Genomic DNA, 22,781 nt, shown 5'->3' with positions numbered 1-22,781 from the left:
ATCGTCTCTCCCGCCGCACACAGGCGAAACCGGGCGCCCTTCGGCGTCGACGGCCACCGCACGGGTGCACGGCAGCCATGCGAAAACCAGCCTACCGGTCCTTCGCCGCGTCCCGTACATTGCGGTCAGGATTTAGCAGGACAAAGACCATGAAGACGGAAGCTCCCCGGAACCGCATCGCATTCGGCCAGAAGATCTGGGACGCCATCGTCCTCACGCGCTCGCACGAAACGCGCCGCATCCTCAACAATCACGGCTACAAGGGCTGATCACGTCGGGGAGGGCCTAGTTCTCCCGGATTTGACGTCGGCAGCAGCGTGAGCTGCCACCCCGCGGCGCTCGCCTGTTCGATGCGCCAGGGCATCCACGCCCGTTCTCCGCAGCGTGAGGCTATCGGCATGAGGGCCTCTGTCAGGCTCAGGCCTACAGACTATGAAACTTACCTACACACCCCTGTTTGCCGCACCACGGGGATCGTCGATCACCGTTGAGGCCGGGCTTTCGTCGGGTGCCACGCCTTTTTTAGGGGCGTCCGCGGGCGCTTCGGTTCGTACGCGTGTCTTCTGCGGGTCGAAATGCGGGAAGGGGACGATGGTTGCCGGGATGCGTTTCTGGTGGCCGTCGAGCTTGCCGATCTCCACTTTCGTGCCGATCTCGGCAAAGGCGATGTCGAGGCGGGCGAGTGCGATGCTGCGCCCGAGGATCGGCGATTTGACGGCGCTGGTGACGACGCCCACCTGTGCCCGCCCGACATGCACGCCGTCGCCATGGCCGATCGGCTCGTTGCCGGCAATGTCGAGGCCGACCATGCGGCGATGGGGGTGGTCGCGGCGGCGCGCGATGGCGGCGTCGCCCACATAGGCGTCCGGCTTGTCCTTGGGAATGGTGAAGCCGATGCCGGCCTCGAACGGGTCCGTCTGGTCGGAGAAATCATAGCCGGCAAAGACCAGACCCGCCTCGATGCGCACCATGTCGAGCGCGGCCAGGCCCATGGGCGTCAGCCCTTCCGGCGCGCCTGCCGCCATGACGGCATCCCAGACGATCACGGCATCCTGCGGATGGCACCAGACCTCGTAGCCGAGTTCGCCGGTATAGCCGGTGCGGGACACGAGGACCGGCCGGTCGGCAATCCGGCCGATGGCGAAGCGAAACCATTTCAGCTCGGCAAGCGTCGGCTGATGCGGCGGCGTCACCATGACCGTTGCGAGGATGTTGCGCGCGCGCGGCCCCTGAACGGCGATATTGTGCAGCTGGTCGCTGGAATTGCGCACGAAGGCCTTCAGGCCATGCTTGTCGGCGAGGTCCCGCAGCCAGGCGCCGGAAAAGTCGTCGCCGCAGACGAAGCGGAAATTGTGCGGGCCCAGCCGGAAGATCGTGCCGTCGTCGATCATGCCGCCCGTCTCGTAGGTCAGCGGCGTATAGACGATCTGCCCGACGGCGAGCTTCTTCACGTTGCGCGGTACGGCGCGCTGCAGCAGGTCTTCGGCATCCGGGCCGGTGATCTCGAACTTGCGCAGCGCGGAGAGGTCGATGATGACGGCGCGCTCGCGGCAGGCCCAGTATTCCGCGATCGGGCCGGCATCGGTGTAGCAACTGGCCAGCCAGAAGCCGCGATAGTCCTCGAAGGTGCGCGTCAGCGCGGAGGTCCGCGGGTGGAAGCCCGTTTCGCGGCTCATGCGGGGTTCGGCATCGGGTGTCATGCGGTGGGCGCTTCCCTTTTCAAACGGACTGTCGGCATCGTAGACGCGGACATGGATATCGGTCGGCACCCATCCATTGGCCGGGTCGATGTCGTCGGCGCAGGAGGACGCGGCGCAGACGAGGTCGGTCAGCGCCCGCAGGAGAACATAGTCGCCCGGCCGCGACCAGGGCTCGTCCATGGAGATCCGGTCCTGCGCATCCACGAACGTATTGTAGAAGAAATTGATGGCCGGCCAGCCCTTGCGCTCCGCGATGCCGAAAGGGGCGAGAACCCGGTTGAAGTTCTCCGTGCAGTTGGAATGGCCGGGATAGCCCATGTCCTCGTAATATTTGGCGGTGCAGGCGAGCAGGAACGTGTCGTGCCGGCCGACCGTATCCTGCACCACCTCCACCAGAGGCCGCATGCGCGCATCGAAATATTTGGAATGCAGGCCGGGGCCCGAAAAGCTCGAGCCCATCAGGGTGCGCGTGGTCGTGGGGTCGATGCCGAACTCGGCACCCTGCGCCAGATCGCCCGCATCGAAGGCGAGGAAATCCGAGCACTGGCGGCCGTCGACATCGATGATCTGGATATATTGCCCCGCCTTCACCCGGAAGGCCGAGGCGGTCGCCGCCGCGATGCGCACCTCCGCCACGACCCGGGGGGCGAGCGGCGGCGGGATCTCGCCGGCACGCTCCACGATCGGCAGGATCTCGACCAGAATGTCCGTCGGCGTGTCCTGCGCATCGGGTGCCATGGGCCGGCCGGGGGCGGCGACAAGGCAGAAGAGGTCGGCGCGCGCTTCCAGCGTCACGGCGGCGCCGGCCGGCGTTTCCGCGTCGAACAGGGTGGCTGATATCGGGGGGTCCTGCCGCGGCATATCGAGGATCTGCGCGACGGCCGGGGGGATCCGGTAGGCGGACGGGGACGGGGACAGGGCCGGGCCCGGCGACAGGGTGGCGGCAAGGCCCTGCAGGCTGCCCGGCGGGCCGAAGCCGTGGATCTCGACCGGCTGCGCGCCCTCCAGATTGCGCAGCGTCACGCGGTCGCCGGGGCGCAGGGCCAACAGGCGCGCCTCGCCGCCGCGCAGGATGGCGGAAGTCGGCCGGAGCGCCGGCACGGGCGTGCCGGTTTGCGCCATGTCGCTCGTCCAGATCCGTGTCATGTCGTCTCCCTGTTCCGCCCGGTTCTTCGGCTTTATTCCGCCGCTTCCTGCACGCCCAGAAAGGCTTCGAGCGAATCGTCCAGCGCCTCCATCCAGGGCGTGTGGTGCACCGGCGCCATGTCGCCGGTGAGAACGGACGGATAGGACTTGTTGCGATAGGTCAGAATGCCCTCGACCTTGTGATGCTCCCATTCCTTGAAAAGCTCGGCGACCTTTTCCACGTCGAAATCGGGATAGTCGGTGGCCGACAGCAGGTCGCGGACGTAATCCGTCTGGTAGTCGATGGCCTCGAACGGGTTGGTCAGAGCCTCCTCGCGGGCGCGCCAGTCCTTGATGTCGGCCTCCTGCGCGGCGGCGTGCGGAAGCGCGATCCGGCCGAGGATCACGTCGCGGGCAAACCAGGCCTGCGCGTCGAACATGTTGAACGTATAATACTGGTCCTGCATGCCGATGTAAAAGAGATGCGGGTTCCGCTCCCAGACGACCCCCTTGTAGAGCCCGAGCGGGTAGAGCCGGTTGTTGGTCTTCAGCCGCAGATCGTCGGGCAGGAAGGGGAAGGAATGCTGGTAGCCGGTGCAGAGCACGACCGCATCGACCGTCTTGCTCGTGCCGTCGATGAAATAGGCGGTCTTGCCGACGAAGCGGGCGATCAGCGGCTTTTCCTCGAACGTGTCGGGCCAGTCGAAGCCCATCGGCCTGGTGCGATAGCTGAAGGTGACCGAGGCCGCACCATATTTGTGGCACTGGGTACCGATGTCCTCGGCCGAGTAGGAGGAGCCGACGAGCAGCACGTTCTTGCCGGCGAATTCGTCGGCGGCGCGGAAGTCGTGAGCATGCATCACGCGGCCGAGAAACCCCTCGATGCCGGGGAAGGCGGGCATGTTCGGCACGGAGAAGTGGCCATTGGCGACGACCACGTCATCGAATGCCTCGGTATAGTGCTCGTCCTTCTGCAGATCCTTGACGGTGACCGAGAAGCTCTGCGTTTCCTCAGACCAGACGACGTTGCGCACCGGCGTCAGGAACCGGATATAGGCGCGCACGCCGCTCTTCTCGACGCGGCCGGCGATATAGTGGTGCAGCACGGCGCGCGGCGGGTAGGACGGAATGACCCGGCCGAAATGCTCCTTGAAGGAGTAATCGGCAAATTCCAGGCATTCCTTGGGACCGTTCGACCAGAGATAGCGGTACATGGAGCCGTGGACGGGTTCGCCGAACTCGTCGAGACCGGTGCGCCAGGTGTAGTTCCAGAGACCGCCCCAGTTGCTCTGCTTCTCGAAGCAGACGACCTCCGGCACGTCGATGCCGGCGCGCCTGGCCGTCTCGAAAGCTCTGAGGACGGCCAGTCCGCTCGGACCGGCACCGATGACGGCAACGCGTTTCTTCATGTTCGATCTCCATCCTGACGGGAAACCGGCGGCACGCGGGCTCGCGGCGCGCCGGCGGTGTCTTTGTTTCAGCCCTTGGCGGTGCGCTTCAGCTTTTTCGGGTCGTCGAAGGGCAGGGCGTGGGCGGCGGCGGCGATCGGGCCGCTCGCATTCATCACCTGAAGCGACGTGCCGGGCACCGCGCACGCCACCGCGAGCCGGGCGATCGCCATCGATGCCCCTGACATCGGCGAGACCATGCCGCAGGTGGCAACGCCGACCTGCCGGCCGTCCTGCATCACCGGCGCGCCCTCGTCGGCCGGCACCGCGCCGTCCAGACGCAGGCCGAAGATCCGGAAACGCTCGCGCCCCTTGAGGCGGGCATGCTCCTCGGCGCCGCGAAAGCCCGTCTTGCCGGGACTGACGGTGAAGTCGAGGCCGAGCTCCCAGAGCGTGTCGCCCGGCCCCTCGTCGGCAAAGGGATATTTCTGCGAATTGTCGTAAGGGTAGAACAGCAGGTAGCTTTCCACCCGCAGCATATCGAGTGTGGTGAAGCGGCAGGGGATGATGCCCATGTCGGCACCTTCCGCGAGGATGCGATCCCAGATCGCGGGCGCGTCCTGTCCGCGGCAGAAGATCTCGTAGCCGCGCTCGCCGGTATAGCCGGTGCGCGAGATCATCACGGGCAGGCCAAAGAGCCGCGTCTGGAGATGATGGAAATAGGGGAGATCGCGAATGCCGGGAACATGCGGCGCGAGGTAGTCGACGGCAAGCGGCCCCTGCAGCGACAGGTCGTGCAGGTCGTCGTCGAAGCGGATGGAGACGTCGCGGCCGACGGCCGCCTTCTGCAGCTCCTCGTGGCCGGTTCCCGAGCCGTGCACCACCATCCAGCTGTTGGGCGAGATGCGGTAGATGATGCAGTCGTCGGTGAACTTGCCGGCGTCGTTCAGCATGCAGGCATAGGCCGATTTGCCGGGATAGATCTTCTCGACATCGCGCGTGGTGGCGAGATCGATGACATGGGCGGCATGCGCGCCGGTGATGTGCACCTTCTTCAGGCCGGACACGTCCATCAGACCGGCTTTCGTGCGGATCGCCAGATATTCGCGATCGGCGTCGCCGTCATAGGACCAGGCGGTGCCCATGCCGCTCCAGTCTTCCAGCTTCGAGCCGAGTGCCCGGTGGCGGTCGGCCAGGGTCGAAAATCTCCAGGATGCCGTCATGTCGTCCTCCAAATCGTCTATCGGTCGTCTGGCGTCGGGTGAAAAACGGGTCAGTCCGGCGCAAAGCCGGGCGAGGTCGGCAGGCCGTCGTCATGGCGCGACAGCCAGGCGACGGTCGTGTCGCGGAAGCGGGCAAGACCCTTGTAGTCGGCAATCGGCTGCGGCAGGCTCGCCAGGACACGGTGGAAGCGGCGCGCCCATTTCTTCTGCGTGACCAGTTCGTCCATCTTGATCAGATAGCAGCGGATCGAGAACACGATGGCGTTGGAGCGCGGGAGCCGCCAGAGCGCCTGCAGCTCGACGCGCAGATGCACCTTGTCGCCGACGTTCTCCGGTGTCACGCTCGCCTTGTCGATGCCCCAGCGGTGGTAGTTTTCCGGGCTGGTGTCGAGGCGCGGATGGATCGTCATCGTCCAGTTCAGCCGGCGCACGGGGCGGCCCTGCTGCAGGTTGAGGAGAAACTTCAGCGCGCGCTCGAAGACGCCGAGATCATGGGCCAGCGGCACGGGGGCGTGCCACTCCATGAAGTTCATGCCGAGGTCGAAATCGAGCGACCAGTCGGCCTGCGTCGTCACCATGCCCGCATCCATCCAGAGATTGTCGTCGCGCTGGTCGAGCAGGCAGAAATCGCCCTGGCACTGGCGGGTGATGTACTCCATCGGCCCCTGCGGAAGGGTGGAGGCGTCGCCGAAGGTGAAATGCTGGTCGAGCCCGAGCGGCCGGTTGATCCAGTGCCAGCGGTCGCCGTCGCGTGTCAGGGTGAAGGTCTCGGGATAATGCGTCGCCATCGACGTCATCAGCAGTTCCACGAGATCCCACTCCGCCGTCATCATGTGCGGCAGAGACTGGCAGCGCAGCGGGTCCTGCGCGAGCGTGATCGCGCGGTCCTGCATCTCGGCCACGTAGTGCTCGTCGATATGGATCGGAAATTCGGTCGCCGACTGCACGGGGCCGGGCACGTGCTGCTCGATGTTGACCGTATAGGTGTAGTCGTCGCGCTCGAAGGGAAAGGGAAATGCCCGGATCGCCGTCGGGCTGTTGGCGAAGGTGTAATCGTCGCGGAAGGTCTCGGCATTGAACGAAAGGGTCATGGTGTCACTCCGTCACAGGTCGAGCACGAGTTCGCGGCCGCGCAGCCGCGAGACGCAGGTCATGATGGTTTGGCCGCAGGCTTTCTGGCTGTCCGTCAAGTAATGGTCGCCATGCAGCAGGTCGCCGTCGGCCGACAGCACGCGCGTCTCGCACTGGCCGCACGCACCGCCCCGGCAGAGGTAGGGCGCGTCCACCCCGGCCGCCTCGATGGCCTCCAGCAGGGTCTGGTGGTCGGCAACGACGGTGGAAATGCCGGATCGGGCAAGCCGCAGGGCGAAGGGCTCACCCCCTTCGGGCGCAAGGAAGCGCTCGGCATGCAGCGCGCTCTCCGGCCATCCGGCGGTCCGAGCGTCGGCCAGCACGCCCTCGATCATGCGCTCGGGTCCGCACACATAGAGATGCGTGCCGAGCGGCTGGCGGTCGAGGATGTCGCGCACCGACAGCCGCTCTTGCTTTTCGCTGACATAGAGATGCAGGCGGTCGCCGTGCCGGGCCGCAAGCTCTGCAGCGAAGGCGCCGCTTGCCGTATCGCGCATGGCGTAATGCAGCTCGAAGGGGAGATCGAGTGCTGCAAGCTCGCGTGCCATGGCCGCAATGGGCGTGATGCCGATGCCGCCGGCCACGAGGATATGGCGACGAGCGGTGCGGTTGACGGGAAAGAGATTGATCGGCGCCGACAGGGTCAGCGCCGTGCCGACGGTCAGGTGATCGTGGATGAAGGCCGAGCCGCCGCGCGATTGCGGGCTGCGCAGCACGGCGACCTCGTAGGCCGCGCCGCCGGCCAGCGTCGAGCCGAGGAGCGAATAGGCGTTGCGGATGAGGCGGGTGCCGCCATCGAGCGTCAGCACCGTATGGGACCCGGCCGAATAGGGCGGCAGGGCCTGCCCGTCGCGCCGGGCCAGCCGCAGCCGCTTGACGGTCGGCGACAGGGCCTCGGTCTCGATCACCCGCACGGGATACTGGACGCCGCCGCTCATGCGCCGAAGGCCTCTGCCGGCGGGATCTCGCCCGGCGCTTCGGCATCGATGCACACGCCCATGAAGGCGCCGAGGCGGCGGGAATAATGATCGCGCACCAGAAGGTGCAGACCGCACTGGGAGCACACAGCCGGGCTTGCCCACACCCCGTCGGTGAAGCCCTTGCAGTGAACGCACTGGACGCGGCGCGTCGGGACGCCGCGATGCTCCGTCTGGATCGCGTCCGCATCGATGCCCCGCTGCAGGGCCTCGCGCGTGACGCGGCCGATGAAATCCTCGCTGCCGCTGATATAGAGCCGCGTTCCCATGGTCGCCGACGACAGCGTCGTTGCGAGTTCGGACAGCAGATCCTCGACACCCGATGCGACATGCAGGGCCGCGCAGGAAAGGGACGCCAGATCCGTCTCCTGCCGGCGATCGGCGCTGCGCGGTGCCGGCGAGAAAAGGATGGTCGTGCGGGCGAGGGCATCGTGGCCGCGAAAGGCTTCGGTCACGGCCGACGCACCCTCGCCTTCGGCAAGGACGATATGCCGCGTCGCCTGGCGAACCGGTGCGAGCGTGCCGTAGAGCGGGCGGCTTTTGATCGGGGAAGGCTGCATGGTCATGTCTCGAAGGGATGTCAGGCGATCCGGGAGCAGACGGCGCAGGCGCGCCGTCCCTTGTGCTGGCGCGTGTCTCAGGCGCTGAAGAACCAGTTGGACAGGAACACCACGGCCACGCCGGCAACGAGCGTGAGATAGGGGAGGATGCCAGCCTTGCGGTGCATGGTTTGACCGGGCTTCACGCCGAGATCTTCCAGCATCTGCGCCGGGAACTGTCCGCGGTCCTGGATGTAGTGGCGGAAGAAGAAGACCGGGATGATCAGCGCGGCGGTGATGATGCCGGCCCAGAGCGCCATCGGGTTCCAGACCTTGGCGCCGGCCCCCATGAAGACCGCATTGAGGAAAGCGAAGATGCCGCCGAGCGCCAAGAGAACGGTCGGCGCCCGGTAGGGTCGCGCTATATGCCCGGAGTCGATCCGGTGTAGCCAGCCCGCATTCAGGTTGAGAAAGTTGAAGATGATGTAGCCGCAGTTCGACACGGCGAGGATGAAGAAGAAGCTGGTGGCATCGGCGCAGGCGATCGCCAGCACGACGAGGTTGACGATCAGGTCCGTCCACATGGCCCGCGTCGGTGCGCCGTGTTCGTTGACGTGGGAGAGATATTTCGGCAGCCAGCCATCGACGGAGCCCTGGTAGAGCGTGCGCGAGGATCCGGCCATCGCCGTCATCAGGCAGAGCATGAGGGCGAGGATCATCAGCATGACCAGCAGGCTCTCGATCAGCGCGCCGCCGCCCACCATGTGCGCCATGGCCGCCGCGACGCCCGAGCCATCGACGATCGGCGTGGCGAGCATGCCGTTCAGCCCGAGGACCCCCTGGAAGGTGAAGGGAACGAGGCTGAAGAGCGCCAGGCAGAGAAGGCCCGAGAAGAAGATGGCCTTGAACGTATCCTTGCCGGGATCGCGGAACTCGCTCGTGTAGCAGACGGCGGTTTCGAAGCCGTAGGTCGACCATGCCGCGATGAACATGCCGCCCAGCACGAGCGTCCAGCCGGCGATGTTCCAGGCACCCGGCTCCGGCGCATAGGCGGTGGCAAGCGGCACGAGCGGCGAGAAGTTCGACCAGGTGACGCCGCCGGTAACGAGCGGCACGACCCCAACGATGACCATGGGGATGATGACGACGAGGCCGATATATTTCTGCACCTTGGCGGTGCCGAGAATGCCGCGATGCTGCACGGCGAAGGTAACGAGCATCAGGATGGCGCCGATGAAGAAGGCCGCGTTGAGCGAGAGCGAAACGGGCCCGAGCGTCGTCTGGAAGAGCGTCCAGGTGCGGATGGACGGCGTCAGCGCGGAGACGGCGGCGGCCGCCTTTTCCGCGTCGGGTACCGTCAGCGTCGCGCCGTTGGCGGCGATCCAGTCGAGGACGGCGGCGCTGTCGACGGCCGGCACGGGCGCGAGCGCGTTGAGGATGTAGGCGGCGGCGATCGAGCAGCCGAGCGAGAGCACGGGCGACCAGGCAAACCAGTTGCACCAGACCGACAGCGGCGCGATGGGCTTGGCATAGCGCACCCAGGCCGAGGCGCCGTAGATCGAGGCTCCGCCCGACTTGTTGGGGAAGAGGCCGGCGATCTCGGCATAGGTGAAGGACTGGATGAAGCCCATGATCATGGAGACGATCCAGACCGCGAAGGCGAGCGTGCCCACCGTGCCGGCGATGCCGCCGATGGAGAAGAGGACCAGGGCCGGCACCCCGCTGGCAACCCAGAAGGCGCCTGTCCAGTTGATGCTACGATGCAGTTTTCCCGGCTCCGAAAGCTCGGAGCTTATGACCGTTGTCGACATAGCTGTTCCCCGCCACGTTCTGTTTTGTGTAAGTCGGACTGCTATTGGCGCCGATGGAGATCGGCTGGCATGTGCAGAGGGCCTTGGCGACGGCCGAACCCGTGCTGCATGAAATCGTCCGGGACCCGGGCGATCCGGTACGCCGTGCGCGCTTGCCCTGTTCTGGCGGCATCGGGTGTCTGTCCGTGCCGGCTGTCGGGTTCTTGGCGGCGATCATGCTGCCGGGTTTCCGGTTTGTCAAAGGTTCTTCTTTAAGAGAAACAAATTTTCTTCTTAATTTTTAGACTTGCAAATTTTATGGGCAGAAAGTGCCTTTAAGGGCAGGGATTGGCCAATCTCTAGCCTTTTCCGGATCGATTAGAGATTGCCGCAGATCACACCGCGCGACATAATGGTGTGCCGTACCGCCGTCGGGACCATAGACCCTGTCGCTGCAGAGCCTGTCGGCCTTGCAGGCCGGCACCCTCTTCAACGAACGGGAGACGATGTGTCGGAACCGGCCAAACCTGTCCTATCCAAGCCCGTCATCCTCGCCCAGGACCCGCATGCGGTTCGCGAGCCGAAGGAAAACAATCTCGAAATGGCGATCGGCCACGAGGTCCGCGCCTATCGCAAGCGTCTCGGTATCACCGTGTCGGATCTTGCGGGCGCGACCGGGCTTTCGGTCGGCATGCTGTCGAAGATCGAGAACGGCAACATCTCCCCCTCGCTGACCACGCTGCAATCGCTGTCGAAGGCGCTCGGCGTGCCGCTGACGGCCTTCTTCCGCAGCTTCGAGGAGCCGCGCAACGCGATCTTCGTCAAGGCGGGAGAGGGCGTCAACATCGAGCGCCGGGGCACGCGGGCCGGCCACCAGTACAGCCTGCTCGGCCATATCGACAACAATACGAGCGGCGTGACGGTCGAGCCCTATCTGATCACGCTGACGACCGAGTCCGACGTGTTCCCGACCTTCCAGCACGAGGGCATGGAGTTTCTCTACATGCTGGACGGCGCCGTGACCTACCGGCATGGCGACCGGACGTTCGAGATGGAGGCGGGCGACAGCCTGTTCTTCGACGCCGATGCGCCGCACGGTCCGAGCGAGCTGACGAAGCTGCCCGCGCGCTACCTGTCCATCATTTCCTACCCCACCAAGCGCAATAGCAACGACGGGCAATGATTGCCTTAAAAGAAAAAAAGTTTCTTGGTGATTGATATATCGCAGGGCGCATGTTAGCCATTGACCATCGAACAACGGGATGGTGGCGATGTGCGGCATTGTGGGATTGTTTCTGAAAGACGAGACGCTGCGGCCGGAGCTCGGCCGCATGCTGTCGGACATGCTGATCATCATGACGGACCGGGGCCCGGACTCCGCCGGCATCGCGATCTATAACGCGCCGACGGCCGGTACCTGGAAGCTGACACTGCAGTCGGCGGAGCCGGGCGTCGATTTCGCCGGCCTGTCCGAGGCGCTTGCGGCCCGCGACATTTCCGCCCGCGTCACGGTCAAGGATACGCATGCGGTGGTCGAGACGACGGCCGACGTCGCCGACGTCCGCGCGTTTCTTCAGGAGGCCCGTCCGCAGATCCGCATCATGGGCACCGGCGAAAGCGTCGAGATCTACAAGGAAACCGGCCTTCCCCGGGATGTGGTCGACCGGTTCGACGTTCGCGCGATGAGCGGCACGCACGGCATCGGCCACACGCGCATGGCGACGGAATCGGCCGTGACGACGCTGGGTGCGCATCCGTTCTCGACCGGCGCCGACCAGTGCCTCGTTCACAACGGCTCGCTCTCCAACCACAACAATCTGCGCCGCACGCTGATCCGCGAGGGCATGACCTTCGAGACGCAGAACGACAGCGAGGTGGCCGCCGCCTATCTCACCGCCGAAATGGCCAAGGGCAAGGATCTGGGCGAGGCGCTGGCCGGCGCGCTCGACGATCTCGATGGTTTCTTCACCTTCGTCGTCGGCACGAAATCCGGTTTCGGCGTGGTGCGCGATCCGATCGCCTGCAAGCCGGCCGTCATGGCCGAGACCGACCAGTATGTCGCGTTCGGCTCGGAATATCGCGCGCTGGTCAACCTGCCGGGCATCGAGACGGCCCGCGTGTGGGAGCCCGAGCCCGCCACCGTCTATTTCTGGGACCACGCGAAAGCCGCCTGAGACCCGAGGGGCGCCAGCAAAACGGGACCCGGTTTTCCGTCCGGCGTCCCGGCCATAGAGGAACACAATGCCGACATTCGATCTGTCCTCCACGCCGCTGCGCGACCTCAACAGTGCCCTCCACGCGCTGTCCGAGGGCGCCAACGACACGGCCTTCGACGTCGTCAATCCGCGCGGTGCCCATGCGGTCGCCGTCGGCATCGATGCGCCCGTCACCGTCGAGGTGCGGGGATCCGTCGGCTACTACTGCGCCGGCATGAACGACGGGGGAACGGTCACCGTCCACGGTTCGGCAGGTCCGGGTGTCGCCGAAAACATGATGTCCGGCACCGTCGTCATCGAGGGCGATGCCAGCCAGTATGCCGGTGCCACCGGGCAGGGCGGCCTGCTCGTCATCAAGGGCAATGCGGCCTCGCGCTGCGGCATTTCCATGAAGGGCATCGATATCGTCGTGCATGGCAATATCGGCCATATGTCGGCCTTCATGGGCCAGTCGGGCCATCTCGTGGTGCTGGGCGACGCGGGCGATGCGCTGGGCGACAGCCTCTACGAGGCGAAGCTCTTCGTGCGCGGCACCGTGAAGAGCCTCGGCACCGACTGCATCGAGAAGCCGATGCGGCCGGAACATCTGGAGACCTTGCGCGGGCTTCTCGACAGGGCGGGCGTCACCGATGCGACGCCGCAGGAGTTCCGGCGCTACGGTTCTGCGCGGACGCTCTACACGTTCAACATCGACAATGCCGACGCGTATTGAAGGCCCGAGGGATCATCCATGAGCTATCACAACCCCTATACCCCGCCGCGCAAGTCGGCGACCTTCGACGATGCGACGCTGGCCGAGATCCGCCGCGCCGCCGCCACCGGCATCTACGACATTCGCGGGGCGGGCACGAAGCGCAAGCTGCCGCATTTCGACGACCTGCTGTTTCTCGGCGCCTCGATCTCGCGCTATCCGCTCGAAGGCTACCGGGAGAAGTGCGACACCTCCGTCGTGCTCGGCACGCGGTTCGCCAAAAAGCCCATCCGCCTGAAGACACCGATCACCATTGCCGGCATGTCGTTCGGGGCCCTTTCCGGCAATGCCAAGGAAGCGCTCGGCCGCGGTGCGACGATCGCCGGCACCTCGACCACCACGGGCGACGGGGGCATGACCGACGAGGAGCGCGGGCACAGCGAGATGCTGGTCTACCAGTATCTGCCCTCGCGCTACGGCATGAACCCGCGCGACCTGCGCCGGGCGGACGCGATCGAGATCGTCATCGGCCAGGGCGCCAAGCCCGGCGGTGGCGGCATGCTGCTCGGCCAGAAGATTTCCGACCGCGTCGCCCAGATGCGCAACCTGCCGAAGGGCATCGACCAGCGCTCGGCCTGCCGCCACCCCGACTGGACCGGCCCGGACGATCTGGAGATCAAGATCCTCGAACTGCGCGAGATCACCGACTGGGAAAAGCCGATCTATGTGAAGGTCGGCGGCTCCCGACCCTATTACGACACGGCGCTGGCCGTGAAGGCCGGCGCCGATGTGGTGGTGCTCGACGGCATGCAGGGCGGTACGGCGGCGACGCAGGACGTCTTCATCGAGAATGTCGGCATGCCGATCCTGGCCTGCATCCGCCCGGCCGTCCAGGCGCTGCAGGATCTCGGGCTTCACCGCAGCGTGCAGCTCATCGTGTCGGGCGGCATCCGCTCGGGCGCGGATGTGGCGAAGGCGCTGGCGCTCGGCGCGGATGCTGTCGCCATCGGCACGGCCGCGCTGGTGGCGCTCGGCGACAACGATCCGAGATGGGAAGACGAATATCAGAAGCTCCGCACGACGGCCGGCGCCTATGACGACTGGCACGAGGGCAAGGACCCGGCCGGCATCACCACGCAGGACCCGGAGCTGGCCGCCCGCCTCGACCCGGTGGCGGCCGGACGCCGCCTTGCCAACTACCTCAAGGTCATGACGCTGGAGGCGCAGACGATCGCGCGCGCCTGCGGCAAGAACCACCTGCACAATCTGGAGCCCGAGGACCTCTGCGCGCTGACGATGGAAGCGGCCGCCATGGCGCAGATCCCGCTCGCCGGCACCAGCTGGTATCCGGGCAAGGGAGGATTTTGAAAGACCGTCCTCTCGCCGTCGCACGCCCCGAAGACGCAGCAAGCAAGCTTCGCCGGGGAATGCTGCGGCCGGACGGCACGGCGGGACCGCGTTTGGGAGGATGCGGTTCGCCCTCGTTGAGTGTCTGATAATCCATAAGGGGAACGACGTGACACTGGATCTCTCGACCTATGCCGCCGAACACGGCATCCGCTATTTCATGATCAGTTACACCGATCTTTTCGGTGCCCAGCGCGCCAAGCTCGTGCCGGCGCAGGCCATCGCCGACATGCAGGCGGATGGCGCCGGCTTCGCGGGCTTTGCCACCTGGCTCGACCTGTCGCCGGCCCATCCCGATCTCTTCGCCCTGCCGGATCCGTCCTCCGTCATCCAGCTGCCGTGGAAGAAGGACGTGGCCTGGGTAGCGGCCGATTGCCGGATGGATGACGCGCCGCTCGACCAGGCGCCGCGCGTGCTCCTGAAGCGGCTGGTGGCGGAAGCCGCCGAGATGGGGCTCAGGGTCAAGACCGGCGTCGAGCCGGAATTCTTCCTCACCACCGCCGACGGGTCCGTGATTTCCGACGTGCACGACACGGCGGAAAAGCCCTGCTACGACCAGCAGGCGGTGATGCGCCGGTTCGACGTGATCGCCGAGATCTGCGATGCCATGCTCGAGCTTGGCTGGAAGCCCTACCAGAACGACCATGAGGACGCGAACGGCCAGTTCGAGATGAACTGGGAATATGACGATGTTCTCGCAACGGCCGACAAGCATTCCTTCTTCAAGTTCATGGTCAAGTCCATCGCCGAGAAGCACGGGCTGCGCGCCACCTTCATGCCGAAGCCCTTCAAGGGGCTGACCGGCAATGGCTGCCACGCCCATATCTCGGTCTGGGATCTCGCGGGCAAGACCAATGTCTTTGCCGATGCCGACATGCCCTTCGGGCTGTCCGCGACCGGCAAGACCTTCCTCGGCGGCATCATGAAACACGCCTCGGCGCTTGCCGCCATCACCAATCCCACCGTCAATTCCTACAAGCGCATCAACGCGCCGCGCACCGTCTCCGGAGCCACATGGGCGCCGAACACGGTGACATGGACCGGCAACAACCGCACGCATATGGTGCGCGTTCCCGGTCCCGGCCGCTTCGAGCTTCGCCTGCCGGACGGCGCGGTCAATCCCTACCTGCTGCAGGCGATCATCCTTGCCGCCGGCATGTCGGGCATGCGCACCAAGGCCGATCCGGGCCCGCACCACGATATCGACATGTACCGCGAGGGTCATACGGTGACCGACGCGCCGCGGCTGCCGCTGAACCTGCTCGACGCGCTGCGCGACTACGAGAAGGACGAGGCGCTGCAGGCGGCGATGGGCCGGGATTTCTCTGCCGCCTATCTCAAGCTGAAGCATGGCGAGTGGACGAGCTATTGCAGCCATTTCACCGCCTGGGAGCGCGAAACCACGCTGGATATCTAAAGTTTGTCAGGGATAAGTGGAATCCGGTTATCCCGAGGAAGCAAACGACGACAAAGGACTCTCGGACCCGTCGTCCCCTCGACATCAACCCCGCACCCCCAAGGAAAGGACGCCTCTTGAACCCGTTCGTCCTCACCGTCACCTGCACGTCGCGGCGCGGCATCGTCGCCGCCATCTCGACCTATCTCGCCGACCGGCACTGCAACATCGTCGACAGCGCCCAGTTCGATGACCTTGAGACCGGTCGCTTCTTCATGCGCATCGGGTTTCGCTCGGAAGACGGCCTGCCGCTCGACGCGATCGAGGCCGGCTTTGCCGCGATTGCCGAACCTTTCGCCATGGACTACCAGTTCCACGATCCGGCCGCGCCGATGAAGGTCGTGCTGATGGTGTCGCGCTTCGGGCACTGCCTCAACGACATTCTCTACCGCTGGAAGATCGGCGCCCTGCCGATCGAGATCGTCGCCGTGGTTTCCAACCATTTCGACTACCAGAAGGTGGTCGTAAACCACGACATTCCGTTCCACCATATCCCCGTGACCAAGGCCAACAAGCCGGAAGCGGAGGCGCGGATTCTCTCCCTCATCGAGCAGTCCGGCGCCGATCTCGTCGTGCTCGCCCGCTATATGCAGGTTCTCTCGGATGCCATGTGCGCGCGCATGCCGGGCCGGATCATCAATATCCACCACTCCTTCCTGCCGAGCTTCAAGGGTGCGAACCCTTACAAGCAGGCCTATGGCCGTGGCGTGAAGCTGATCGGCGCGACGGCGCATTATGTGACGGCGGACCTCGACGAGGGCCCGATCATCGAACAGGACGTCGCCCGCATCACCCATGCGCAAAGTGCTGCCGACTATGTGTCGATCGGCCGGGACGTGGAGGCGCAGGTTCTGTCGCGCGCCATTCACGCGCATATCCATCACCGCGTCTTCCTCAACGGCAACCGCACCGTCGTCTTTCCGGCGAGCCCCGGCGGCTACGCCTCCGAGCGGATGGGCTGACCCCTCTCAGTCCTCGAGAAACGCGGCGCTCATGCGCGCGAGGTCGTCCCACAGGCTCTGGGCGAAGCCGCGCAGGACCATGATCTCGAAGGCCTCGTCTCCGACACGGGTGATATGGGCGGCGATATGGCCGATGAGCGTTGTCGTGGCGTCTCCCACCGGAAAGCGCGACACGGCGAGATCGGCCGCCGTGCCCTTGGCCAGCATCCGCTCGACCATCGGGCCGCTCGCCCGGATCCGGACGCGGCCCGCACTCTGGTCCACGCCGAACGCCTCCGGCTGAAGAGCGGCAAAGAGATCGGCAAGCTCGGCGTGCGTCTTGGCCCGGTCGCCGACGATGAACCACTGACCGGGGCCGGCCGCACGCACCGCCTGCGGCATGCCGTCGGAGAGGGGCGAAAGCCGTTCCATCGCAAGCGGGGCGTCAGGCGTGCCCAGCACCTGGATGACGTGACCCTCCGGCAACGCCTCCAGCCGGATCGCCCGGCTGACGAGGCGCGTGCAGCCCCGGAGCGCCGGCTGTGGTGTGAGGAGGGGCGTGATGCGAGGATCAGACATGAAGCTTCTCGTTTCCCGGATCGACGAACACCGGGTCGCAGAGGCGCCCGGGTGTGATTTCGTTGCGGATGCCGTTCCAGATCGTCACCGCCTCGCCATGACGACTGGCGCCGCGCGTGACGAGCGCAAGACCGATGGTGGAGCCCACATGGGGCGAACAGGCGCTGGAGGTGACATAGCCCTGGTCGTTTTCGAGCGTCGTCGCGGCCCCCTGTGCCAGAATATGCGATCCCGTGCGGAAGGACGTCGTCGGGTCGAGCGGCACGACGCCGACGAGCTGCGCGCGCGCCGGGTCCACGAGGCCCAGACGCCCGACCATGGCCTTGCCGATGAAATCGGGCTTGGTGGCCGAGACCATCTTGCCGAAGCCGAGATCGGCGGCCGTCGCCGTTCCGTTGATCTCGTTGTGGGTCACGTGGCCCTTCTCGATGCGCAGCACGCCCAGCGCCTCCACCCCATAGGGCTGGATGCCATGCGGCGCGCCGGCCTCCATGAGGGCCTCGGCGACGCTCTCGCCATAGCCGGCGGGCACGGCCAGCTCATAGGCGAGCTCGCCGGAAAACGAGATGCGGAAGAGACGCCCGTGCAGCGCGCCACCGAACAGCGACACCTCGCGGGCGGCAAGGAAAGGGAAGGCGTCGTTGGACAGATCCTCGTCCACGATCGTCTGCAGGATGAGACGCGCCTTCGGCCCCGCGATCGCCATCTGCGCCCACTGGTCGGTGGAGGAGGCGAGGCGCACGTCGAGATCCGGCCACAGGACCTGCGCGCAGAATTCGAGATGGTTCATCACCCCGGCGGCATAGGCCGTCGTCGTGGTCATGACATAGTGGTTTTTCGACAGGCGGCTCGTCGTGCCGTCGTCATAGATCATCCCGTCCTCGCGCAGCATCAGGCCGTAGCGTGCCTTGCCGACCGGCAGCTTCAGGAAGGCGTTCGAATAGACGCGGTTGAGGAATTCCGCGGCATCGTGGCCGCAGATCTCGATCTTGCCGAGCATGGAGACGTCGCAGAGCCCGGCATGGGCGCGCACGGCCAGCACCTCGCGGTCGACGCTCTCGCGCCAGGAGGTTTCGCCGGGGCGCGGGAAGAAGGAGGAGCGGTACCAGAGACCGGTCTCCACGAAGGTGGCGCCCTGTCTTCGCGCCCAGTCGTGCAGTGGTGAGCGGCGGACGGGCTGGAAATCATGACCGTGATGCGGCCCGGCGAGCGCCCCGAAGGACACCGGCGTATAGAACGGCCGGAAGGTCGTGGTGCCGACATCGGCCGGCGACAGCCCCCGCGCTTCCGCAAGAAGGCCGATGGCGTTGACGTTGGAAAGCTTGCCCTGGTCGGTCGCCATGCCGTTGGTCGTGTAGCGCTTGGCGAGCTCCACATGGCCGTAGCCTTCCTGCACGGCGAGGTCGAGATCGCCCCGGTGCACGTCGTTCTGGAAATCGACGAAGGCCTTGCCCCTGACGCCGGGCACGGTCCAGAGCGGTCTTGCCGGCACAGGGGCAGGCCCCGAGACGATATCGCCCTCGACCGCACCGAAGGGTGCCGGGGTCGCGTCGAAGGACATCTGTTCAAGGAGGGCCGCGGCCTTTCGCGCGCCCTCGCCGAGGCAGGCGGCGATGCCGGCCGTGGTGGCGACGGCGCCGGCGAGATCGAGGCCGACGAGATCGCCGGGCGCCAGAAAGGCCGAATGCGCATCCGACCATTGCGGCTTGCCGCCGCGATGGCAGGCGAGATGGATGATCGGGCTGAAGCCGCCGGCCATGGCGAGCGCATCCACCTTCACCGTTTCCGTTTGGCCGTTCCGCAGCAGCGTGATGGCGGAGAGGGCCTTGCCGCCCTGCGCATCGGAAACGACGGCGCCTGTGACGATGCGCGCCTTGCCGGTATACAGCGGGGCGGCGTCCGCCCGGCTGTCGACGATCGCGACGGGCGTGATGCCGCGGGCTTCGAGGTCGGCCGCCAGCGCATAGCCGCTGTCATTGGTGGTGAAGATCGCGACCTGCCGGCCGGGCGCAACGCCGTAGCGGTTGAGATAGGTGCGCATGGCGCCGGCCATCATCACGCCGGGAATGTCGTTGCCGCCGAAGACAAGCGGCCGCTCCTCCGCCCCGGTCGCAAGCAGCGCCTTCTGCGCGACGATGCGCCAGAGCCGCTCCACGGGCCGGGCTGCGGCGGGCACGCGGACATGCTTCTGCACGCGCTCCACAGCCCCGAAGACTTGGCCGTCATACCAGCCGAAAGCGGTGGTGCGCAGCAGGATGGTCACGTTTTCGAGCGCTTCCAGCTCGGCCATCGTCTGCGCCACGAATGCCGGCGCCGACTGTCCGCCGATCCGTGCCGTCTCCGACAACAGCGTGCCGCCGGCCGCCGCGTGCTCGTCCACCAGAACGACCCGGGCGCCCGCCCGCCCGGCCGTCAGTGCAGCGGCAAGCCCCGCTGGACCGGCGCCGATCACGAGCAGGTCGCAATGCGCCCAGCATTTTTCGTAAGCATCCGGGTCCGCCACGTGGGCAGCCGTGCCGAGGCCGGCGGCCTTGCGGATGAAGGGCTCGTATAGCTTTTCCCAGAGGGGCGCCGGCCACATGAATGTCTTGTAGTAGAAGCCGGCCCCCAGAAAGGGCGAGAGGAGGCCGTTCAGAGCACCGATATCGAAGGCGAGCGACGGCCAGCGGCTCTGGCTGCGCGCTTCCAGCCCGTCGTAGAGCTCCTGCATCGTTGCGCGGGTGTTCGCCTCGGTGCGCCCGTCCCGTCCGATCGTCATCAGGGCATTCGGCTCGGCGGCGCCGGCCGTGAGAATGCCGCGCGGCCGGTGATACTTGAAGCTGCGGCCGACGAGCAGCCGGCCATTGGCAAGCAGGGCCGAGGCGAGGCTGTCGCCGGCAAAGCCCTCAAGTGGTTTGCCGTCGAAGGTGAAGGAAAGCGGCGCGCGGCGGTCGATGAGCCCGCCGGCGGCAAGGCGATAGGGGGTCATGGGTGTGCGCCCTCCGTCCGTTCGGCCCCGACGGACGCGTCCCGGCTCGCCGCGATCTCGTGCGTGGCGGTGTCGCGCGTCACCACCAGCCAGCGCCGGCAGCCGGCCGTGTGGTGCCAGTGCTCCTCGTACCGGCCGCGCGGATTGTCGCGCAGATAGACGTAATCCATCCACGCCGCCGGATCGGCATCGGCGCGCGGTCGCGCCAGGGCCGCACCGCGGATGGTGAACTCCTCTTTCGGTCGGGCGCCGCAATGCGGGCAGGGAACGAGACTGGCCATGTCGGGCGTTTCCTTGAGCCGTGTCAGTGCAGGTTGGGCTGCGCGCCCTGACCCTTTTCGTCGATCAGATAGCCGCGCTCGAACCGGTCGAGCCGCATCTGGCGCGTGGTCTCGTGCGAGACGCCTTTGGCCAGAAGATGGGCGAAACAGAAGCCGGAGGCCGGCGTCGCCTTAAAGCCGCCATAGCACCAGCCGGCATTGAGATAGAGATTCTCCAGATGCGTGCGGTCGATGATCGGCGATCCGTCCATCGACATATCCATGATGCCGCCCCAGGCGCGCAGCACCCGGATGCGCGAGAGCGCGGGGATCATCGCCTTGCCGGCTTCCGCGACATGCTCGACGGTCGCGAGGTTTCCGCGCTGCGCATAGGAATTGTAGCCGTCGATATCGCCCCCGAAGACGAGGCCGCCCTTGTCGGATTGCGACACATAGAAATGCCCGGCCCCGAAGGTCACGACGCCGTCGATAAAGGGTTTAAGGCCCTCGGACACGAAAGCCTGCAGCACATGGCTCTCGATCGGCAGTTTCATGCCCGCCATCTCCGCGACGCGCGAGGAGTTGCCGGCGGCCGCCAGAGCGAGCTTGCCGCAGCCGATGAAGCCCCGGCTGGTCTCCACGCCGGTGACGAGGCCGTTCTCGCGGCGGATACCGGTGACCTCGCAGTTCTGGATGATATCGACGCCGCGCTGGTCGGCGCCGCGCGCGTAGCCCCAGGCCACCGCATCGTGGCGCACTGTGCCGCCGCGCTTCTGCAGCAGGCCGCCCTGGATGGGAAACCGCGCATTGTCGTAATCGAGGAAGGGCAGCATCTGCCGCACCGCAGCGCGGTCGAGCAGCTGCGCATCGACGCCGTGCAGCAGCATGGCATTGCCGCGCCGCGTATAGGCATCGCGCTGGGCATCCGAGTGAAAGAGATTGAGCACGCCGCGCTGCGACACCATGGCGTTGAAGTTGAAGTCCTGCTCCAGCCCTTCCCAGAGCTTCATGGACAGCTCGTAGAACGGATTGTTGCCGGGCAGGAGGTAGTTGGAGCGGATGATCGTCGTGTTGCGGCCGACATTGCCGGAGCCGATATAGCCCTTCTCCAGCACCGCGACATGGGTGATGCCGAAGGTCTTTGCCAGGTAGTAGGCCGTCGCCAGCCCGTGGCCGCCCCCGCCGACGATGATCACGTCATACTGCGCCTTCGGCTCCGGCTGCCGCCAGGCCGGCGTCCAGTCCCTGTTACCGCGGAGGCCGTTCATCAGAAGGGAGAGGGCGGAGTAGCGCATGGTCGGTGCCGTCGTGCCGGGAATCGTCCCGTCAGACTAGAGGACCGGTCGCACATACGATTGCACAAAAGGGACAAGTCGATATAGATTCGGGCCATGTTGTCCTCCGATACGCGCGCGCTGCAGCGCATGGGCTTCGTGCTGATGCCGAATTTCGCGCTGATGTCCTATGCGTCCGCGACCGAGCCCCTGCGCGCGGCGAACATGCTGGCGGGCCTGCCGCTCTACGCGCCGGTGACGCTGTCGCCGGGCGGCGGGCCGGTGCGCAGCTCGTCCGGCCTGACCGTCGATTGCGCCGACCTCGCCGAAGGCGGCTCCGGCTGCCATACGATCTTCGTCTGCGCCGGCGGCGAGGTGGCCGACTGGGGCGACACCGGCGGGCTTCACGCGGCACTGCGCCGGTTCGCGCGCCAGGGCATCCGTATCGGCGGCATTTCCAGCGGCGCGTACATCCTCGCGGCAGCCGGGCTTTTGGAAAACCGCGATTTCACCCTGCACTGGGAACACGCGGCCCTCTTTCGCGAGGCCTTTCCGCATCTCCAGCCCCGGCAGGCGCGCTATGTCGTCACCGGCGACCGCATCACCTGCGGCGGTGGCGTCGCGCCGCTCGACATGATGCACCGGATGATCTCGGAGCGGATGGGCACCGACTTCGCCCGCCGCGTCAGCGACTGGTACCTGCACACGGCCGTGGCCGAGCCGACGGCGCCGCAGCGCGGCTCCGCCGCCGAGCGGTTCGGCACGCATCACGCCGCACTCCTCACCGTGCTCGAAAAGATGGAGGCCGCCATTGAGCAGCCGCTCGACCGGGCGACGCTCGCGCGGCTCGCAGGGGTGAGCCCGCGCCACCTCGATCGCCTGTTCGCACAGGAGCTCGGCCGCGGCTTCCTCGAAACCTATCGCCGGATCCGCCTGCATCACGCGCGGCGCCTGCTGGAGCAGAGCCCCCTTTCCATCTCCGCCATCGCCTTTGCCACCGGCTTTTCCAGCGCCAGCCACTTCTCCCGCGCCTGCAGGACCGTGCTCGGGCAATCCCCCGGCGCCTTCCGCCGCAAAGGGATGGCTGCGCGATCGGCGTGAGCATGAAGAAGGGAT

General features: G+C 66.3%; 17 protein-coding genes and 1 pseudogene. 7 read left to right on the top strand and 11 right to left on the bottom strand.

Annotated elements, in window-relative coordinates; translation table 11 throughout:
* Positions 1-545 precede the first annotated feature (545 nt).
* From LRX75_RS20230 to LRX75_RS20200, 7 genes and pseudogenes are all read right to left on the bottom strand, one after another.
* A pseudogene (locus tag LRX75_RS20230) lies at positions 546-2,846 on the bottom strand (DUF1989 domain-containing protein); the annotation flags it as partial.
* Between the two features lie 32 nt (positions 2,847-2,878).
* Complete coding sequence (locus LRX75_RS20225; RefSeq protein WP_231816450.1) at positions 2,879-4,234, bottom strand: NAD(P)-binding domain-containing protein; 1,356 nt, start codon at positions 4,232-4,234, stop codon at positions 2,879-2,881.
* Between the two features lie 68 nt (positions 4,235-4,302).
* Complete coding sequence (locus tag LRX75_RS20220) at positions 4,303-5,436, bottom strand: aminomethyl transferase family protein (protein WP_231816449.1); 1,134 nt, start codon at positions 5,434-5,436, stop codon at positions 4,303-4,305.
* 50 nt (positions 5,437-5,486) lie between these two features.
* Complete coding sequence (locus LRX75_RS20215; RefSeq protein WP_231816448.1) at positions 5,487-6,527, bottom strand: heme-dependent oxidative N-demethylase family protein; 1,041 nt, start codon at positions 6,525-6,527, stop codon at positions 5,487-5,489.
* 12 nt (positions 6,528-6,539) lie between these two features.
* On the bottom strand, positions 6,540-7,505 hold the full coding sequence (locus LRX75_RS20210; RefSeq protein WP_231816447.1) for a PDR/VanB family oxidoreductase: 966 nt from the start codon (positions 7,503-7,505) through the stop codon (positions 6,540-6,542).
* The gene (locus LRX75_RS20205; protein WP_231816446.1) at positions 7,502-8,104 is read right to left on the bottom strand and encodes a dimethylamine monooxygenase subunit DmmA family protein; all 603 of its coding nucleotides are present in this window, start codon (positions 8,102-8,104) and stop codon (positions 7,502-7,504) included. The genes LRX75_RS20210 and LRX75_RS20205 overlap by 4 nt, the downstream gene beginning before the upstream one ends.
* Positions 8,105-8,181: 77 nt before the next feature.
* A complete protein-coding gene (locus tag LRX75_RS20200) occupies positions 8,182-9,894 on the bottom strand; it encodes a trimethylamine N-oxide permease (protein ID WP_231816445.1) in 1,713 nt (570 codons plus the stop codon).
* 580 nt (positions 9,895-10,474) lie between these two features.
* On the opposite strand from LRX75_RS20200, the gene LRX75_RS20195 reads away from it, so the two are divergent.
* The 6 genes from LRX75_RS20195 to purU all read left to right on the top strand — a co-directional run bounded on the left by LRX75_RS20195 (position 10,475) and on the right by purU (position 16,605).
* Positions 10,475-11,056 (top strand): helix-turn-helix domain-containing protein, encoded by a 582-nt coding sequence (locus LRX75_RS20195; protein WP_231816506.1) that lies wholly within the window; start codon positions 10,475-10,477, stop codon positions 11,054-11,056.
* Positions 11,057-11,144: 88 nt separating this feature from the next.
* Positions 11,145-12,047 (top strand): class II glutamine amidotransferase, encoded by a 903-nt coding sequence (locus LRX75_RS20190; RefSeq protein WP_231816444.1) that lies wholly within the window; start codon positions 11,145-11,147, stop codon positions 12,045-12,047.
* A 67-nt stretch (positions 12,048-12,114) separates the two neighbouring features.
* Complete coding sequence (locus LRX75_RS20185; protein WP_231816443.1) at positions 12,115-12,801, top strand: GXGXG domain-containing protein; 687 nt, start codon at positions 12,115-12,117, stop codon at positions 12,799-12,801.
* Between the two features lie 18 nt (positions 12,802-12,819).
* On the top strand, positions 12,820-14,148 hold the full coding sequence (locus tag LRX75_RS20180) for an FMN-binding glutamate synthase family protein (protein ID WP_231816442.1): 1,329 nt from the start codon (positions 12,820-12,822) through the stop codon (positions 14,146-14,148).
* A 148-nt stretch (positions 14,149-14,296) separates the two neighbouring features.
* Positions 14,297-15,604, top strand: a complete 1,308-nt coding sequence (gene glnT, locus LRX75_RS20175) for a type III glutamate--ammonia ligase (RefSeq protein WP_231816441.1) — start codon at positions 14,297-14,299, stop codon at positions 15,602-15,604.
* A gap of 116 nt (positions 15,605-15,720) precedes the next feature.
* On the top strand, positions 15,721-16,605 hold the full coding sequence (purU, locus tag LRX75_RS20170) for a formyltetrahydrofolate deformylase (protein ID WP_231816440.1): 885 nt from the start codon (positions 15,721-15,723) through the stop codon (positions 16,603-16,605).
* Between the two features lie 6 nt (positions 16,606-16,611).
* Here purU and LRX75_RS20165 read toward each other — a convergent pair whose 3' ends face one another.
* From LRX75_RS20165 to LRX75_RS20150, 4 genes are read right to left on the bottom strand one after another with little or no spacing between them, the layout of a single operon-like run.
* Complete coding sequence (locus tag LRX75_RS20165; protein WP_231816439.1) at positions 16,612-17,163, bottom strand: sarcosine oxidase subunit gamma family protein; 552 nt, start codon at positions 17,161-17,163, stop codon at positions 16,612-16,614.
* On the bottom strand, positions 17,156-20,131 hold the full coding sequence (locus LRX75_RS20160; RefSeq protein WP_231816438.1) for a sarcosine oxidase subunit alpha family protein: 2,976 nt from the start codon (positions 20,129-20,131) through the stop codon (positions 17,156-17,158). The genes LRX75_RS20165 and LRX75_RS20160 overlap by 8 nt, the downstream gene beginning before the upstream one ends.
* The gene (locus LRX75_RS20155) at positions 20,128-20,412 is read right to left on the bottom strand and encodes a sarcosine oxidase subunit delta (RefSeq protein WP_231816437.1); all 285 of its coding nucleotides are present in this window, start codon (positions 20,410-20,412) and stop codon (positions 20,128-20,130) included. Before LRX75_RS20155 ends, LRX75_RS20160 begins: the two co-directional genes overlap by 4 nt.
* A gap of 23 nt (positions 20,413-20,435) precedes the next feature.
* Positions 20,436-21,686, bottom strand: a complete 1,251-nt coding sequence (locus tag LRX75_RS20150; protein WP_231816436.1) for a sarcosine oxidase subunit beta family protein — start codon at positions 21,684-21,686, stop codon at positions 20,436-20,438.
* Positions 21,687-21,782: 96 nt separating this feature from the next.
* Between LRX75_RS20150 and LRX75_RS20145 the strand changes: the two genes are divergently transcribed.
* Entirely contained in the window at positions 21,783-22,766 is a 984-nt protein-coding gene (locus LRX75_RS20145; RefSeq protein ID WP_231816435.1) for a GlxA family transcriptional regulator, read from the top strand.
* Positions 22,767-22,781: the final 15 nt, after the last annotated feature.

The organism is Rhizobium quercicola, assembly GCF_021168455.1.
In the GTDB taxonomy this organism is placed as follows: domain Bacteria; phylum Pseudomonadota; class Alphaproteobacteria; order Rhizobiales; family Rhizobiaceae; genus Ferranicluibacter; species Ferranicluibacter quercicola.
This window is presented reverse-complemented; position numbering and strand designations above follow the sequence as displayed.

What these genes read in the sequence shown, in the direction of transcription:
- LRX75_RS20225 (WP_231816450.1), bottom strand. Translation starts at nt 4,234, where the DNA reads ATGAAGAAACGCGTTGCCGTCATCGGTGCCGGTCCGAGCGGACTGGCC.
- LRX75_RS20220 (WP_231816449.1), bottom strand. Translation starts at nt 5,436, where the DNA reads ATGACGGCATCCTGGAGATTTTCGACCCTGGCCGACCGCCACCGGGCA.
- LRX75_RS20215 (WP_231816448.1), bottom strand. Translation starts at nt 6,527, where the DNA reads ATGACCCTTTCGTTCAATGCCGAGACCTTCCGCGACGATTACACCTTC.
- LRX75_RS20210 (WP_231816447.1), bottom strand. Translation starts at nt 7,505, where the DNA reads ATGAGCGGCGGCGTCCAGTATCCCGTGCGGGTGATCGAGACCGAGGCC.
- LRX75_RS20205 (WP_231816446.1), bottom strand. Translation starts at nt 8,104, where the DNA reads ATGCAGCCTTCCCCGATCAAAAGCCGCCCGCTCTACGGCACGCTCGCA.
- LRX75_RS20200 (WP_231816445.1), bottom strand. Translation starts at nt 9,894, where the DNA reads ATGTCGACAACGGTCATAAGCTCCGAGCTTTCGGAGCCGGGAAAACTG.
- LRX75_RS20195 (WP_231816506.1), top strand. Translation starts at nt 10,475, where the DNA reads ATGGCGATCGGCCACGAGGTCCGCGCCTATCGCAAGCGTCTCGGTATC.
- LRX75_RS20190 (WP_231816444.1), top strand. Translation starts at nt 11,145, where the DNA reads ATGTGCGGCATTGTGGGATTGTTTCTGAAAGACGAGACGCTGCGGCCG.
- LRX75_RS20185 (WP_231816443.1), top strand. Translation starts at nt 12,115, where the DNA reads ATGCCGACATTCGATCTGTCCTCCACGCCGCTGCGCGACCTCAACAGT.
- LRX75_RS20180 (WP_231816442.1), top strand. Translation starts at nt 12,820, where the DNA reads ATGAGCTATCACAACCCCTATACCCCGCCGCGCAAGTCGGCGACCTTC.
- LRX75_RS20165 (WP_231816439.1), bottom strand. Translation starts at nt 17,163, where the DNA reads ATGTCTGATCCTCGCATCACGCCCCTCCTCACACCACAGCCGGCGCTC.
- LRX75_RS20160 (WP_231816438.1), bottom strand. Translation starts at nt 20,131, where the DNA reads ATGACCCCCTATCGCCTTGCCGCCGGCGGGCTCATCGACCGCCGCGCG.
- LRX75_RS20155 (WP_231816437.1), bottom strand. Translation starts at nt 20,412, where the DNA reads ATGGCCAGTCTCGTTCCCTGCCCGCATTGCGGCGCCCGACCGAAAGAG.
- LRX75_RS20150 (WP_231816436.1), bottom strand. Translation starts at nt 21,686, where the DNA reads ATGCGCTACTCCGCCCTCTCCCTTCTGATGAACGGCCTCCGCGGTAAC.
- LRX75_RS20145 (WP_231816435.1), top strand. Translation starts at nt 21,783, where the DNA reads ATGTTGTCCTCCGATACGCGCGCGCTGCAGCGCATGGGCTTCGTGCTG.